The following is a 13,146-nucleotide window of genomic DNA, read 5'->3' as shown; positions in this document are numbered from 1 at the left end:
CACGCTCTCCTGTAGGAGCCGGCTTGCCGGCGATCACATTCGACGAACACAACACCCCCGTAGGGTGGAAAACCGCGCAGCGTTTTCCACCGGGCCCCGTGCACGCCAATCGCGAGCAAGCCCGCGCCCGCACAAGCGCCCGCGCCAACACGCTCTCCTGTAGGAGCCGGCTTGCCGGCGATCACATTCGACGAACGCAACAGCCGCGTAGGGTGGAAAACCGCGCAGCGTTTTCCACCGGACCCCGTGCACGCCAATCGCGAGCAAGCCCGCGCCCGCACAAGCGCCCGCGCCAACACGCTCTCCTGTAGGAGCCGGCTTGCCGGCGATCACATTCGACGAACGCAACAGCCGCGTAGGGTGGAAAACCGTGCAGCGTTTTCCACCGGACCCCGTGCACGCCAATCGCGAGCAAGCTCGCTCCTACAAGCCCATGCGCCGACACGCCTCCCCGTAGGAGCCGGCTTGCCGGCGATCGCTCCCGCCCGAACCCGATCAGAACAACCCCAGCTGCCCATCGATCAACGATGAAAAATCGTCGCCCACGAACGGCAGGATCGCGTCCGCCACCGGCTGCAGCTGGCGCGTCACGTAGTGGTCGTAGTCGATCGCGGCACGCCGGTTCTCCAGCGGCTCGGGTCCGGCGACGGTGATCAGGTAGCTGATCCAGCCGCCATTCTGGTATTGCCGTGGTCGGCCCTGGCGATCGTTGTAGTCGTCGGCCAGGCGCGCCGCGCGCACGTGCGGCGGAACGTTGCGCTGGTAGTCGTCCAGCCGTCGACGCAGGCGCTTGCGGTAGACCAGCAGTTCATCGAGCTCGCCCGCCAGGGTGCGGCGCACGTAGTCGCGCACGTAATCCTGGTACGGCTGGCGGTGGAAGATGCGCTGGTACAGCTCCTGCTGGAAGCGCTGGGCCAGCGGCGACCAGTCGGTGCGCACCGTTTCCAGGCCCTTGAAGATCATGCCGTCGTTGCCGTCCGGCAGGGTGACCAGCCCCGCGTAGCGTTTCTTGCTGCCTTCCTCGGCGCCGCGGATAGTGGGCATCAGGAAGCGGCGGAAATGCGTCTCGAACTGCAGCTCCAGCGCGCTGTCCAGGCCGAGCTCGCGCTGCAGCCGTTCGCGCCACCAGTCGTTGATATGCCGCACCAGCGCGCGGCCGATCCGCGCGGCCTCCTCGTCGGTATGCGCGCGGCGCAGCCAGACGAAGGTGGAATCGGTATCGCCATAGATCACGGCATGCCCTTGCGCCTCGATCAGTTCCCGGGTGCGGCGCATGATCTCGTGGCCGCGCAGGGTGATGGACGAGGCCAGACGCGGATCGAAGAAACGGCAGCCGCTGGAGCCGAGTACGCCGTAAAAGGCATTCATGATGATCTTCAGCGCCTGCGACAGCGGCTTGTCGTGCTCGCGCTTGGCCATTTCGCGCCCCTGCCAGACGCGCTCGACGATCGCCGGCAGGCAGTGCCGGGTGCGCGAGAAGCGTGCTCCGCGAAAGCCCGGCAGCGACTCGCTGTCCGCCGGCTGGCGCAGCCCTTCGATCAACCCCACCGGGTCGATGAGGAAGGTGCGGATGATCGAGGGGTACAGGCTCTTGTAGTCGAGCACCAGTACCGACTCGTACAGGCCGGGCTGCGAATCCATCACGAACCCGCCGGGGCTGGCTTCCGGCCGGCGTTCGCCCAGGTTCGGCGCGACGAAGCCCTTGCGATGCATCAGCGGCATGTACAGGTGCTCGAACGCGGCCACCGAACCGCCGCTGCGATCGGCCGGCAGGCCGGTGACGGTCGCCCGCTCCAGCAGGAAAGTCAGCAACTCGGTCCTGGCGAAGATGCGCGTCACCAGCTCGCAGTCCTTGAGGTTGTAGCGGGCCAGGGCCGGCTTGTCCTCGGCGAACATGCGGTCGATCTCCGCCATGCGCTGGTACGGGTTGTCGATCGCCTTGCCCTCGCCGAGCAGCGTCTGCGCGACGTTCTCCAGACTGAACGAAGGGAAGCTCCAGGTCGCCGAGCGCAGCGCCTCGATGCCATCGATGATCAGCCGCCCCGCCGCCGCGGCGAAGAAATGGTTGCGGCGGTTGCCATGCTCGCGCCATTCCATCTCCGCGCCGCCGCGCCCCAGGCGCAGCGGCACCTGCAGACGCAAGGCATGCTCGCGCAGCACGCGCAGATCGAACTGCACCAGGTTCCAGCCGATGATCGCGTCCGGATCGTGGCGGGCCAGCCAGTCGTTCAGCCGTTCGAGCAACTGGGCGCGCGTCTGGCAGTAATCGAGGCGGAAATCGAGCGCGGCGCCCTGCCCGTTCGCCGGCCCGAGCATGTACACCTGCCGCTCGCCACAACCTTCCAGGGCGATGGAATAGAGATCGCCGCGCGCATTGGTCTCGATGTCCAGCGAGACCAGTTCGAGCATCGGCCGGTAGTCCGGCACCGGCGCCATCTGCGCATCGACCAGCATCGCGCCCTCGCCCGGGGAGCCGTCGAAGCGCACCGGCGCGGTGATGAAGCGCTCCATCAGGTAACGTTCCGGCGGGCGGATATCGGCCTCGTAGACATCCACGCCACCATCGCGCAGCAGCCGGGCGCAGTCCAGCAAGCGGCGGTACTGCCGGCAATACAGTCCCAGCACCGGCCGATGCTGGAAATCGCACAGCGCCAGCGGCCGCAACTCGGCGTCGCGCTCGCGGCGCAACAGGGCCTCGGCCCTGGCGCGCTGCGCCTCGGGAACGAAGGCGACCGAAAGTTGCGGCGAGAGCCGAATGTGCCGAGCGCCCTCGTCGGTCGCCAGCCAGAAGCTCACTTCCGTGCCGGCGGGAGTATCGCGCCAGTGCCGGGTCAGAATGAAACCCCGCCGTATATCCACCATCGCACTCGCTGTCCGGGTTGCGGCGCAATTCTACGGTACTGCGCTCGGCTGCGCCGTTCGGCGATCACGTAGGAGCGAGCCATGCTCGCGAAACCGGCCACGCAAAAGCATCGCGGGCATGGCCCGCGCCTACGAACAGACACCATTGCGGCTTCCAAGACGGATAAACCACGCGCGCCGTCATCCACCCACGTAACCCACTCACACGTTCCGCACTGCTTCGATTCGACACATCGTGTATATAATCATTCTCATTTTGTTTATGGAGTTCGTGTCGTGCAGCCCTGTTGCCAACGGATCCTCGCCATCGAAGACGACCCCATTCTTGGCGGGCACTTGAAGACGTCGCTGGAAACCTGCGGTTTCCAGGTCACGCTGGCCTGCGATGGTGGAACCGGGCTGGCGCTGGCCTGCGCAGCGCATTACGACCTCATCCTGCTGGACGTGCTGCTGCCGAGGCTCGGCGGCCTGGAGGTGCTGACCCGTCTGCGCGGCAAACAGCGCACGCCGGTGCTGATGATGTCTGCGCTGGGCGACGAGGCGCACCGCATCCAGGGCTTCGATTGCGGGGCCGACGACTACCTGCCCAAGCCCTTCAGCCTGGAAGAATTGCAGGTGCGCATGGCGGCGATCCTGCGCCGGGTCGCCTACGAGCGCTCTGCCCCCCACACGCCGAACGATGGGGCGCTGGTTTTCGACGACGCGCGCAGCGACCTGAGCCACGAGGGACGCTGGACCGGTCTCACCGCCACCGAATATCGCCTGCTCAAGCTGCTCTACGGTTCCGCCGACGAAGTGCTGAGCAAGCCGTTTCTCTACCAGCAGGTGCTGCATCGGGGCTATTCGCAGCACGACCGCAGCCTGGACATGCATATCAGCAATATCCGCCGCAAGCTGGCGCGCACGAACGCTCCCGGGCTGCGCGTGGAAGCGGTGTGGGGCAAGGGTTATCTGCTGACCCGGCAGGACGACTGAATGCCTGGCCGTCACTCGCTGTTCTGGAAGCTGGTCGTCCTGGTCGCGGGCTTCTGCCTGTCGATGATCTGGGCGGCCAGACACATCAGCCAGTACATCGACCACCAGGCCTCCTACCTGTCGAACGAAGCCCGGAGCGTTCTTGCCGACTATGGTGCACAGGCCCGGCAGGCCATGAACCAAGGGCCCGATGCGCTGCAGCGCTGGCTGCAGGACATGCGACAGCGCGAGCCCGGCTGGATGGCCGTGGTGGACAGCCATCTGCACCCCCGGGGCAACCAGACGCTAAGCAACGAGGAGCTGCGCCTGCTGACGTTCGTACGCCATTATGAATGGCCGATGAGCCGCCGCGGCGAGGGCCTGCCACTGGTTTCGATTCCTTTCGGCGATGCCGGCGAAAAGCTGATCATGCGCCTGCCGGAGCGGTTCCGCCCCTGGCGCCATCATGCTCTGCTCACCGCATTGGCGGTGTATCTGCCACCGATCGTACTGTCGGTGCTGTTCTGCTGGCTTCTGTATGCGTTGCTGATTGCCCCGCTCGAGCGGCTGCGCCGACAGGCCAACGCCGTGCGCGCCAACGATCTCGACACGCTGGTACCGTCTTCCATCGCCAAACGCCGCGACGAGCTGGGTGAGCTGGGCCGCTCGCTCGAATACCTCACCCAGCGCCTGCGCGACGCCGTCACTCAACAGCAACAGCTGCTGCGCGACCTTTCCCATGAGCTGCGCACCCCCCTGAGCCGCCTGCGAGTCGCCTGCGAAAGCGACCTGCGCGACATCGAGCTGCGCAACCGGGTCGAGCGCGAAATCGGCAGCATGCAGCAACTGGTGAATAACACCCTCGAACTGGCCTGGCTGGACAGCGAGCAGCCGCGCTTCGCATGCCAGCCGGTGGATATCGAAGCGCTGTGGGAGGTGCTCTGCGAAGACGCCTGCTTCGAATCGGGCTGGCCGCGCGAGCGCATCCGCTCGGCCCTGCCGGAGGGCTGCCAGGTGCTCGGCAACCTCAACGCACTGGCCCAGGCCATGGAAAACATCCTGCGCAACGCCATCCGCCATTCGCCGGCGCAAGGCACCATCTGCCTGTCGGCGAGGCGCGAGGGCGCGTGGTGGCTCCTGAGCATCGAGGACCAGGGGCCGGGTGTGGCGGAAAACGAGCTGCAACTGATCTTTCGCCCCTTCGCCCGTCTCAGCGCGGCGCGGCCGGGTGGCGACGGCTTCGGCCTGGGCCTGGCCATCGCACAGGGCATGGTGCACATGCAGGGTGGCCGGATCTGGGCGGAGAACGGCAGCAACGGGCTGCGCGTGGTCATCCGGCTGCGAGATGTATAGTTTGTAAATGATCTTTACTATTGAATGAGAATGACTAGCATTTGCGCTCAACCCGCGTAGGCCATGAGCGAGTCCAAAACTCCTTCAGCCCAACACTGCTCGCTCCCTACGCATGTTTCACATTGCAACAGGAGCGTTGTCGATGCATCCACGATTCAAGTTCAGCCCTCTCTTCCTGGCTCTGATGGCCGCCTCCCCGGTCTTGCTGGCCCAAACCTCGGAACCAGAAGCCGAAGATGCCAAGGTGGAATCGGCCGAGAATGCCGTGCAATTGCAGGATGTCTATGTGTTGGGCACTGCCGAACAAGAGCTGAAGCAGGCGCCAGGCGTTTCGATCATTACCGCCGAAGACATCAAGAAGCGCCCGCCAGTCAACGACCTCTCCGACATCATCCGCAAAATGCCCGGCGTCAACCTCACCGGCAACAGCGCCACGGGTCAGTACGGCAACAACCGGCAGATCGACCTGCGTGGCATGGGCCCGGAAAATACATTGATCCTCATCGATGGCAAACCGGTCGGCTCACGCAACTCCGTGAGGATGGGGCGTAGCGGCGAGCGCAACACGCGCGGCGATACCAACTGGGTGCCCGTCGATGCCGTAGAGCGCATCGAAGTACTTCGCGGCCCGGCAGCGGCGCGCTATGGTTCAGGCGCGGCGGGGGGCGTGGTCAACATCATCACCAAGGCGCCAAGCGATCAACACACCGGTTCGGTCACCGCGTACACCAATATCCCCGAGGACAGCGCCGAAGGTGACACCCGCCGCCTGGGCTTCAGTCTCGCCGGCCCGCTGGTAGATACCCTGTCCTATCGCCTGTATGGCAACGTGAACAAGACCGATGCCGATGACCTGTCGCTGAACCAGGACTTCGCGGCCGCCCCCGATGCCACACCGCCGGCCGGCCGCGAGGGGGTACGCAATAAAGACCTCAATGGCTTGCTGCGCTGGGACCTCGACCCGCAACAGGTCCTTGAATTCGAAGGCGGATTCAGCCGCCAAGGCAACATTTATGCCGGTGACCGCGCAGTTTCCGGCACGGGTTCAGACCTGCTTACCGAACTCGCCGAGGGCGGTAAGGAAACCAACATCATGTATCGTCAATCCGCCTCGGTGACCCATCGCGGCGATTGGGATTTCGGCACCTCGCAATTGGTTGCCGCCTACGAGAACACCCGCAATCGCCGCTTGAACGAAGGACTGGCTGGTGGCGGTGAAGGCAGCATCAACACCGACGCCGACATGTCCACCTCCGAACTGGACAGTTATCGTCTGGCCGGCGAATTGAATATCCCGCTGGAGCTGGGCTTCAACCAGGTCGTTACCCTCGGCGCCGAGTACACCCGCGACGAGCTGGACGATCCCTTCTCCATGACCCAGGGCACCGGCTCCGGCGGTGCGGTGCCGGGTGCCGATACCGGGGTACGTGACAGCCAGTCGGATGCCGACAATTATGCGTTGTTCATCGAGGACAACATCGAGATCGATCCGCGCTGGATACTCACGCCCGGCGTACGCTTCGACCGCCACAGCGAATTCGGCAACAACTGGAGCCCCAGCCTGAACAGCTCCTACACAGTTACCGACACCATCACCGTCAAAGGCGGTATTGCCCGCGCGTTCAAGGCACCGAACCTGTATCAGTCCAATCCCAACTATCTCTACTACACCATGGGCAACGGCTGCCCGGTGGACTTTCCCAGTCTGGGGGCCGGCTGCTATGTGCAAGGCAACGACAACCTGGATGCTGAAATCAGCGTCAACAAGGAACTCGGCATCACCTACGACAACGACGGCTGGAACGCAGGGATCACCTACTTCCACAACGACTACAAAAACAAGATCACCGCTGGCATGGAACCCGTCGGGGTGACCGGTGCCGACGGTCGCATCTTCAAGTGGGAGAATGCGCCCAAGGCCGTAGTGGCCGGCTGGGAAGGCAACCTGAACGTACCGCTGCTCGGAACCGCAGGCGAGATTCTCAGCTGGAACAACAACTTCACCTACATGATCGAGAACCACAACAAGGAAACCAACGAACCGCTGTCGGTGATCCCTAAATACACCATCAACTCGATGCTGGACTGGGCGGTCACCCAGTCGTTGGATCTGTCGTTCAGCATGACCCACTATGGCGAGCAGGAGCCGCGCAACCTGACCTCACGCGGCGCGGCGGCCAGCGGCGATGAATTGAAGACTCGCGGCGGCTACACCCTCTACGGCGTAACCGCCAACTACGAGTTGGACGAAACCTGGAGCTTCACCACCGGAGTCAGCAACCTGTTCGACAAGCGCCTGTATCGCGAGAACAACTCTGGTGGTGCCGGGGCCGCCACTTACAACGAACCAGGACGCGCGTACTTCGCATCGGTTACCGCCTCGTTCTGATCAACTGTGCTCCTTGCTCGCCGCTCGCGGCGGGCATTCCGCTCTGCCAGGCCAAACCTGGCAGAGTTTTTTCGCGAAGAATCGAACATGACGTTATGGACCGACGGCTATCTGGCCGACCTCCCTTATCCCCACCATGTGCACCCCGAGCTGTCACCGAGCTGGCTGGGGACGGTCCTGTCCGCCCTTGGCCAGCGCGCTCCGGATATCGCTACCAGCTTGCGCTACTGCGAACTGGGTTGTGGCCAAGGCCTGAACAGCCTGCTGCTGGCCGCAGCCAATCCTGCCGGCCAGTTTCTCGCGGTGGATTTCAATGCCCGGCATATCGATCATGGCCGCCGCCAAGCTGCCGCAGCAGCGCTGGACAACCTGGAGTTCCGTCAGGCGAGCTTCGCCGAACTGGCTGACGAGACGGACGCCGAGGGCTTCGACTTCATCGTCCTGCATGGTGTCTATTCCTGGGTATCGCCGGCCAATCGCACCGCAATCCAGCGTTTCATCGAGCGCAACATCAAGCCCGGTGGAGTGATCTATCTCGCCTACATGAGCCATCCGGGCATGTCGGCAATGGTCAGTGCGCAGCGTTTTCTCTGGCAGGTCGCGCAGAATGTGCCGGGTGACCCACAGAGCCGCCTGCGCGCCGGACTGGAGGCTTTACGCCAGTGGCAGAGTGCCGGTGCCGGCTACTTCGTCGATCATCCGGACGTAGCACGCCGACTGGCGCGCGCCAACGACGAAGACCTGGCTTTCCTTGCCCATGAACTGCTTTGCGAACACTGGACCCCACTGCATGCAGGCGACGTGATCGATGATTTCGGCAAACTCGGCTGCCACTTCGTCGGCAGCGCAGCACCGCTGGAAAACATCGACGCCCTGTCGCTGCCCGGCCATTGCCTGCCACTGCTGACGGGCATCGCCGACATTGCACAGCGAGAAACGGTCAAGGACATGGCACGCAACCAATCACAGCGCCATGATTTGTACCTGCGTGAGCCCCAGGCATTGACGGCAGACCAGCATCGCCAGGCGCTGCTTGCAAGCTGCTGGGCCGCTCTGCCGGGAGCGCCGGCCAACGGCGGATTGACCTTCGACACCCGAATCGGTGCGGTACAAGGTGACGAGCGACTTTTCGCACCACTGCTCGCGGCATTGGCCGAAGGCCCCCAGAGCTTCGCCGAGCTGGCGCGTCGGCCGGCGTTGGCGGAGCAGATTGGCAACCTCAGCGCCGCCTTGCAGATGCTGACCTGGGCCGGCCACATCCACCCGTTGCTGAACGGCGCCGTTGCGATCGAACGCTGCCAGGCGCTGAACAGAGTATTGGCTGAAGGAGCCCTACACGGAGCCGGCTATCGTTACCTTGCCGCACCAAGCCTGGGGGCACCGATTGCCGTCGACCTGCTGGAGATGGCCGCAGCGCGGGTGCTATTGGAACATCCGCAACTGCGCGGCGAGCTGCTGCGCGAGACGGTACTGGCACTGCTGAGGCGCACCGGGCAGGCGGCCGGCGAGACGCAGGTAAGACAGTTGCTCGACTTCGAAGAGCAGACCCTCGCCGTCTGGCTGAGACTCGGAGTGGTGGGCCGATGAAAACCCTGCTGCTACTGGCGGCATTGCTGCCACTGACCGCCCTGGCCAAACCCGATCTCAGCCAGAAGGTCGGGCCGACGCTGGCCGACACCGGCTCGGCGCATTACCGCTTCGAGCGTTTCGAACTGGACTCCACCGACGGGCGCCGCCACTACCGTATCGATCTGGCCGTTCCCAGGCGCGCCGCGCCGGCTGCCGGCTATCCGGTGCTCTACCTGCTGGACGGCAATGCCGCGCTGGCCGCGCTGAAGGAAGACTGGCTGGCGGAAATGGACGAGCGTGGCCCGCCGTTGCTGGTCATGATCGGCTATGCCACCGACCTGCGTTTCGATGTCGACGCCCGTGTCTACGACTACACGCCGGCGCCACAGCCCGGCCAGCCGTTGCTGGAGGACGACGAGCGACGGCGCCCGGCGGGCGGTGCCGCGCAGTTTCTGGAACTGATCGAAACGCGCATCAAGCCGCAAGTCGAGGCGCGCCAGCCGGTAGACCGTCGGCGCCAGGGGCTCTGGGGCCATTCCTATGGCGGCGCCTTCGTACTCGACACCCTGTTCACCCGACCGCAGGCATTCCAGAGCTACATCGCGGCCAGCCCCTCACTGTGGTGGCAGTCCGGCCTGCTGTTGCAGATCGAACAGCGCCTGCCCACCGATACGGCGGCACGTCTGCTGATTCTGCGCGGTGGCGATGAGGCGCGCCCGCGCGCAGCGGATGACATGCCGTCTGCTCGGGCCAAGGCCATGGCCGCCGTCCCCGCCGATGCGGCGCCACAGATGGCGGCGCGGCTGTCCGCCTATCCCCGGATGCGCGTCGAGTACCGCGAGCTCGCCGGCCTCGGCCACGGCCCGATGCTGCCGGCATCGATCCTGCCGGCGCTACGCCTGATAACCGAAGAGAACGACCGATGAAAGCCACTACCCCACCCTGGCCGGTGATTTCCCGCATCCTGGCCGCCGTGCTCGGCGGCTACCTGTTCACCTATGCGTTCACCGCGGCGCTGGCGCGCCTGTTGCCGCTGGCGAAGGTCGACGCGCTGGTGGTCGCCACCCTGGCCTCGTTCCTCGTCTACACCCTGGCCATTCTCTGGGCCTTCGGCTGCCGCAGCGCCCGGCGGGCCTGGGCAGGGCTGGCGCTGGCATTGCCGCTGGCCGTCATCGGCTTCTGGCCACAATTGCTGGAGACGCTGGGATGAAACAGAAAACCCTCACCCAATCGCTGTCCTGGCTGCACACCTGGAGCGGGCTGATCTTCGGTTGGCTGCTGTTCGCCATCTTCCTCACCGGCACCCTGGCGGTGTTCGACAAGGAGATCGACGCCTGGATGCGCCCGGAACTGCCGACCCAGCTCATCGACCAGGCCGAGGCCGCGCAGCGTGCCCTCGACTACCTGGCGGCCAGGCACCCCGACGCCAGCACCTGGAACATCGGCCTGCCCACCGAGCGCTCGCCGAGCCTGAGCGTGTCCGCCGGCGAACAGCGTCGCGGCGGCGGCCAGTATCTCGATCCGCACAGCGGCGAGCCCCTCGAGGCGCGCGAAACGGCCGGCGGCGGCTTCTTCTTCCGCTTCCACTTCACCCTCAACATGCCGCGCAACATCGGCATCTGGGTCGTCGGCCTGGCGGCGATGGCGATGCTGGTGGCGCTGATCAGCGGCATCGTCATCCACAAGAAAATCTTCAAGGAGTTCTTCACCTTCCGGCCGGCCAAGGGCCAGCGCTCCTGGCTCGATGCGCACAACGCCACCGGCGTGCTGTTGCTGCCGTTCCACCTGATGATCACCTACACCGGCCTGGTGATCTTCTACCTCATCTACATGCCGGCGGCGATGGACGCGCTGTTCGATGGCGACCGCGATGCCCTGTTCCGCGAATTGCGCGGCGCCCCGGCCGAACAGCGGGCCGAAGCGGGACGCCAGCCTACCCTCGCCCAGCGCGGCGAGCAGTCGGGCGAACGCGCTGAACGGCAGAACGGCGCCAGCGAACGCCCGGCCGGACGTGGCGAACGCCCGAATGGCCAGGGCGGCCGGGCCGGCGAGCAATCCAGGCCAGCGGCCGAGGCGGCACCGTTGACGGCGCTGGGCCCGCTGCTGGCCGAGGCCGAGCGCGTCATCGGGCCGGTCGCCGGCCTGTCGATCCAGAATCCCGGCCGCAGCGATGCGCGCATCGAGGCGCGCCCGGTGCTCGGCAACCGCATCGAGCTGACCAAGGGCCAGAGCATGCAGTTCGATGGCGTCAGCGGCGCGGTACTGCGCATGCCGACGGAAAGTCGCCCCAGCCAGTTGACCCAGCGCGTCATGGCCGGCCTGCACTTCGCCCAGTTCGGCGGCTACCCGATGCGCTGGCTGTATTTCCTCTGCAGCCTGGCCAGTTGCGCGATGATCGCCACCGGGCTGGTGCTGTTCACCGTCAAGCGCCGCCGCCGGCACGAGGCCGAAGGTGCCGTCGGCGCCCTGCTGTACCGCGTCGCCGAGCGCCTCAATATCGCCGTGGTGGCGGGGCTGGCGCTGGCCTGCGTGGGGTTGCTCTGGGCCAATCGCCTGTTGCCGGTGGAGCTGGCGCAGCGCGGTGGCTGGGAGGTGCGGGTGTTCTTCCTGGTCTGGCTGGCGACCCTCGGCCACGCCATCGTCCGCCCCTGGCTGCAGGCCTGGCGCGAGCAGCTCGGCCTGGCGGCGGCGCTGTGCCTCGGCCTGCCGTTGCTGAACCTCGCGGGCATGGTCCGGGGCAGCCATTTCTGGCTGGAGGCCAGCGCCGTGGCGCTCGGCGCGCTGTTGGCCTGGACCTGCTGGAAAGTCGGCCAACCGCCGCAGGAGCGCCCGGCACGGCGCGCGGCCAAGACCCTGGCGGAGGCCAATTGAAATGAATCTTGCACTGATCGCCAGCCTGCTGCTGGCCTATGCCGGCATGCTCGGCCTCTGCCTGGGCATGGAACGTCACTGGAAACAGCTCGCCAGCCCGCGCCTGCCGGCTTTCTGCCGACGCCTCTGCGCACCGCTGGGCGGCGGCCTGCTCGGCCTGTCCATCCATGCGGCCAGCTTCGTCTGGCCCGGCGGCATGGCAGTGGTCGCCTGGTTCGGACTGATCTCCCTCGGCGGGCTGGCGCTGCTCATGCTCCTGCCGTACGCGCCGCGCCTGGCGCTCTGGCTACCGGCCGCCGGCGGCCTGGCCTGGGCGTGCGTCTACGCCGGCCTGTAAGAACCGGCCTGCAAGAGAAAGTCGAGCACGGAACGGGTGAAGGCATCGCCGGCCTCCACGTTCGACAGGTGCGCCGCCTCCAGCTCGACCCGTTGCGCGCCGGCGATACGCTGCTGCATGAAGCGGCCGTGTTCCGGCGTGGTCACCGGGTCCTCGCGGCCACAGACGATCAGCGTCGGCGCCCTGATAGCGTCCAGCTGCTCGCGATGGTCGGCATCGCGCACGGCGGCGCAGTTGGCGGCGTAGCCATGCGCCGAGGTGCTGGCGATCATCTCGGTCAGGCGCAGGGTCCGTGCCGGGTGCCGCTCGGCGAAGCCGGGGGTGAACCAGCGCGAGATGGAGGCATCGCGCAGGTCGCGCATGGCCTGCTCGCCGCCCTGCAGCACGGTTTCGATGCGCTCGTTCCAGACCTCGTCGTTGCCGATCTTCGCCCCGGTGTTGCACAGCACCAGCCGCGTCAGTCGCTCGCCGGCGTTGATGCCCAGCCACTGGCCGATGAGCCCGCCCATGGACAGCCCGCAGAAGGCGAAGCGCTCGATTCCCAGTGCATCGACCAGTGCCAGCACGTCGCCGCCGAGCTGTTCGATGGAGTATGGCCCCGGCGTGACCAAGGAGCCGCCATGGCCGCGGGTGTCGTAGCGCAACAGGCGAAAATGCTCGCCGAATGCGGGGACCTGCGCATCCCACATTTCCAGCGAGGTGCCCAGCGAGTTGGACAGCACCAGCACCGGCGCATCGGCCGGGCCATCGAGACGGTAGTTCAGTTCGCCATCGGCGAGTTTCACGGTGGGCATGAAAAAGTCCTCATGCG

Annotated in this window: 10 protein-coding genes; 8 read left to right on the top strand and 2 right to left on the bottom strand. The window is 65.9% G+C overall.

Annotated features, from left to right (window positions below; genetic code table 11):
* Positions 1-495: 495 nt before the first annotated feature.
* Positions 496-2,862, bottom strand: a complete 2,367-nt coding sequence (locus IN820_RS02410) for a DNA polymerase II (RefSeq protein ID WP_207793474.1) — start codon at positions 2,860-2,862, stop codon at positions 496-498.
* Between the two features lie 276 nt (positions 2,863-3,138).
* Here IN820_RS02410 and IN820_RS02405 point away from each other — a divergent pair, with 276 nt between their 5' ends.
* The 8 genes from IN820_RS02405 to IN820_RS02370 all read left to right on the top strand — a co-directional run bounded on the left by IN820_RS02405 (position 3,139) and on the right by IN820_RS02370 (position 12,335).
* Positions 3,139-3,837: a response regulator transcription factor gene (locus IN820_RS02405; RefSeq protein ID WP_193679449.1), complete on the top strand. Its 699-nt coding sequence runs from the start codon at positions 3,139-3,141 to the stop codon at positions 3,835-3,837.
* Positions 3,838-5,169: a HAMP domain-containing sensor histidine kinase gene (locus IN820_RS02400; protein WP_193679448.1), complete on the top strand. Its 1,332-nt coding sequence runs from the start codon at positions 3,838-3,840 to the stop codon at positions 5,167-5,169.
* A gap of 142 nt (positions 5,170-5,311) precedes the next feature.
* Complete coding sequence (locus IN820_RS02395; protein WP_193679447.1) at positions 5,312-7,558, top strand: FepA family TonB-dependent siderophore receptor; 2,247 nt, start codon at positions 5,312-5,314, stop codon at positions 7,556-7,558.
* Between the two features lie 87 nt (positions 7,559-7,645).
* The gene (locus tag IN820_RS02390; protein ID WP_193679446.1) at positions 7,646-9,145 is read left to right on the top strand and encodes a class I SAM-dependent methyltransferase; all 1,500 of its coding nucleotides are present in this window, start codon (positions 7,646-7,648) and stop codon (positions 9,143-9,145) included.
* The gene (locus tag IN820_RS02385) at positions 9,142-10,053 is read left to right on the top strand and encodes an alpha/beta hydrolase (RefSeq protein ID WP_193679445.1); all 912 of its coding nucleotides are present in this window, start codon (positions 9,142-9,144) and stop codon (positions 10,051-10,053) included. Before IN820_RS02390 ends, IN820_RS02385 begins: the two co-directional genes overlap by 4 nt.
* Positions 10,050-10,337, top strand: a complete 288-nt coding sequence (locus IN820_RS02380) for an iron transporter (protein ID WP_193679444.1) — start codon at positions 10,050-10,052, stop codon at positions 10,335-10,337. The genes IN820_RS02385 and IN820_RS02380 overlap by 4 nt, the downstream gene beginning before the upstream one ends.
* Positions 10,334-11,998, top strand: a complete 1,665-nt coding sequence (locus IN820_RS02375) for a PepSY-associated TM helix domain-containing protein (protein WP_193679443.1) — start codon at positions 10,334-10,336, stop codon at positions 11,996-11,998. Before IN820_RS02380 ends, IN820_RS02375 begins: the two co-directional genes overlap by 4 nt.
* A 1-nt stretch (position 11,999) precedes the next feature.
* Entirely contained in the window at positions 12,000-12,335 is a 336-nt protein-coding gene (locus IN820_RS02370) for a DUF3325 domain-containing protein (protein WP_193679442.1), read from the top strand.
* On the opposite strand, the gene pcaD is transcribed toward IN820_RS02370, so the two are convergent.
* Positions 12,320-13,129: a 3-oxoadipate enol-lactonase gene (pcaD, locus tag IN820_RS02365; RefSeq protein ID WP_193679441.1), complete on the bottom strand. Its 810-nt coding sequence runs from the start codon at positions 13,127-13,129 to the stop codon at positions 12,320-12,322. The genes IN820_RS02370 and pcaD overlap by 16 nt on opposite strands.
* Positions 13,130-13,146: the final 17 nt, after the last annotated feature.

Source organism: Pseudomonas lopnurensis (assembly GCF_015070855.1).
GTDB classification, from domain to species: Bacteria; Pseudomonadota; Gammaproteobacteria; order Pseudomonadales; family Pseudomonadaceae; genus Stutzerimonas; species Stutzerimonas lopnurensis.
This window is presented reverse-complemented; position numbering and strand designations above follow the sequence as displayed.

What these genes read in the sequence shown, in the direction of transcription:
- IN820_RS02410 (WP_207793474.1), bottom strand. Translation starts at nt 2,862, where the DNA reads ATGGTGGATATACGGCGGGGTTTCATTCTGACCCGGCACTGGCGCGAT.
- IN820_RS02400 (WP_193679448.1), top strand. Translation starts at nt 3,838, where the DNA reads ATGCCTGGCCGTCACTCGCTGTTCTGGAAGCTGGTCGTCCTGGTCGCG.
- IN820_RS02395 (WP_193679447.1), top strand. Translation starts at nt 5,312, where the DNA reads ATGCATCCACGATTCAAGTTCAGCCCTCTCTTCCTGGCTCTGATGGCC.
- IN820_RS02390 (WP_193679446.1), top strand. Translation starts at nt 7,646, where the DNA reads ATGACGTTATGGACCGACGGCTATCTGGCCGACCTCCCTTATCCCCAC.
- IN820_RS02385 (WP_193679445.1), top strand. Translation starts at nt 9,142, where the DNA reads ATGAAAACCCTGCTGCTACTGGCGGCATTGCTGCCACTGACCGCCCTG.
- IN820_RS02380 (WP_193679444.1), top strand. Translation starts at nt 10,050, where the DNA reads ATGAAAGCCACTACCCCACCCTGGCCGGTGATTTCCCGCATCCTGGCC.
- IN820_RS02375 (WP_193679443.1), top strand. Translation starts at nt 10,334, where the DNA reads ATGAAACAGAAAACCCTCACCCAATCGCTGTCCTGGCTGCACACCTGG.
- IN820_RS02370 (WP_193679442.1), top strand. Translation starts at nt 12,000, where the DNA reads ATGAATCTTGCACTGATCGCCAGCCTGCTGCTGGCCTATGCCGGCATG.
- pcaD (WP_193679441.1), bottom strand. Translation starts at nt 13,129, where the DNA reads ATGCCCACCGTGAAACTCGCCGATGGCGAACTGAACTACCGTCTCGAT.